The sequence below is a fragment of the Pseudomonas sp. TJI-51 genome, from assembly GCF_000190455.2.
GTDB lineage: Bacteria > Pseudomonadota > Gammaproteobacteria > Pseudomonadales > Pseudomonadaceae > Aquipseudomonas > Aquipseudomonas juntendi.
In genome coordinates, this window is sequence record NZ_AEWE02000016.1 from 4,541 (window position 1) to 6,569 (window position 2,029).

2 protein-coding genes are annotated in these 2,029 nt (G+C 63.1%); one reads left to right on the forward strand and one right to left on the reverse strand.

The window, feature by feature from the left end:
- Positions 1 to 262: 262 nt before the first annotated feature.
- Positions 263 to 724 (reverse strand): Lrp/AsnC family transcriptional regulator, encoded by a 462-nt coding sequence (locus tag G1E_RS04615; RefSeq protein ID WP_009686813.1) that lies wholly within the window; start codon positions 722 to 724, stop codon positions 263 to 265.
- A 92-nt stretch (positions 725 to 816) separates the two neighbouring features.
- Between G1E_RS04615 and G1E_RS04620 the strand changes: the two genes are divergently transcribed.
- A complete protein-coding gene (locus G1E_RS04620; protein WP_009686812.1) occupies positions 817 to 1,998 on the forward strand; it encodes a PLP-dependent aspartate aminotransferase family protein in 1,182 nt (393 codons plus the stop codon).
- Positions 1,999 to 2,029 lie beyond the last annotated feature (31 nt).

A 2,029-nucleotide genomic window follows, 5' to 3' on the forward strand; every position in this document is an offset into this window, starting at 1 on the left:
GTTTGTTTCGGGCCAGTAACCCCTGTGCCAGGTGCGCGCGACCGCCTTGTTTGTACGGCGCGATATTGAGGCATGCGCCAAGGCGTTCGCGCGCGAATCCCACAGGAATAATTGGCCCGAAACAAACGTAGGAGCGAGCGCAGCTCGCGATTGCGCCGCGCGGGCGGCGCTCGCTCTAACAGGCGCTGCATACCTTGTGGCAAACACCTGTCAGCCCTGATGCAATCCCTGTGCGCCTTGCCGGCAATATGCCCCGCAGCCATCAGCCACGGTTCACCGGGAAAGCCGTGGTGTACTTCATCTGCTCCATGGCAAAACTGGAGGTAATGTTCGACAACCCCTCGGTGCTGGTAATCAGCTTTTTGTAAAACCGGTCATACGCCGCAATATCCCCCACAACCACCCGCAACATGTAGTCCCAGTCGCCAGACATTCGGTAGCACTCCATCACCTCCTCGAACCCGGTGACGGTCGCGGCAAACTGCGCCAGCCAGGCGCTGTCGTGGCGCTGGGTCTTGAGCTGGACGAACACCGTCAGCCCCAGCCCTAGCCGTTCGGGGGCCAGCAGGGCGACACGGCCGAGTATGTAGCCTTCTTCTTCCAGGCGCTTGACCCGCTTCCAGCACGGGGTGGTGGACAGGTTGACGGCTTCGGCCAGGTCCTTGAGCGACATCGAGGCGTCGCGCTGAAGCAGGGTAAGAATGTGCTGGTCGAAGCTGTCCATATCGCGCGCTGGCCGTGCCGGAAAATATTTCACAGGTTACCCCAAGGCCAGGCGATTTGGCTTGTGCCATAGTGGCAGCTTTCATTCTGCCAATGGGCCTGACCATGTCCGACAAGCCGCGCAATTTCGCCACCCGTGCCATTCACGCTGGCGAGCAGTTCAGTGTTGCCGACAATGCCATTTTCCCGGCCATCGTCACCGCCAGCTCGTTCACCAAACGCAGCCTCGACGACAAGCCGGAGTACTCCTACAGCCGCGTGGGCAACCCCACCCGGCATGCCTACGAAACCTGCGTAGCCGCGCTGGAAGAGGGCGTGGGTGCCGTGGCCTGCGCCTCGGGGGTGAATGCCACCGCCACGGTCCTGGAGCTGCTGCCCAAGGATGCCCACGTGGTCGTGATGAACGGCGTGTACGGGGGCACCTTCCGTATCCTCGAAGACTACCGCAGCCGTACTTCAGGCCTGACCACCACCTATGTCGACCTCAACGACCTGGGCGCGGTGGCCGCGGCGATCAAGCCCGAAACCCAGTTGATCTGGATCGAGTCGCCGACCAACCCGTTGTTGCACCTGGTCGACATCAAGGCGGTGTGCGACCTGGCGCGGGCCAAGGGCATCCTCACCTGCATCGACAACACCTTCTGCTCGCCGTGGAACCAGCGCCCGATCACCCTGGGGGTGGACTTGGTGATGCACTCGGCCAGTAAATACATTGGTGGCCACTCTGACCTGACTGGCGGGGTAGTGGTCGCGGCCAATGACGCGCTGCTGGCGCGCCTGCGCCGCATCAGCATGGCCATCGGCGCGGTGCAGGGGCCGTTCGACTGCTACCTGGCCCTGCGTGGCCTGAAGACCCTGGATGTGCGCATGGAGCGCCAGTGCGCCAATGCCTTGCAGGTGGCGCGCTTTCTGGAAAACCACGCGCAGGTGGAGCAGGTGTATTACCCCGGGCTGGAAAGCCACCCGCAGCATGAACTGTGCAAGCGCCAGATGCGCAGTGGCGGGGCGGTGGTGGCGATGAAGGTCAAGGGCGACCGCGCCGCGCTCAACCGCCTGGTCGAGGCGCTGCAGATCTTTGTATTGGCCGACTCGCTGGGCGGGGTGGAGAGCATGATCAACCACTCGTGGAGCATGTCGCACTGCTCACTAAGCCCGGAGCAGAAGGGCGTGATGGGCATCAGCGAGAACCTGCTGCGGCTGTCGGTGGGGATCGAGGATTACCGCGACCTGATCGAGGACCTGGATGGGGCGTTGAAAGCGCTGGTTGCTGTGTGAGGGCTTGCGGCCCTATCGCCGGCAAGCCGGC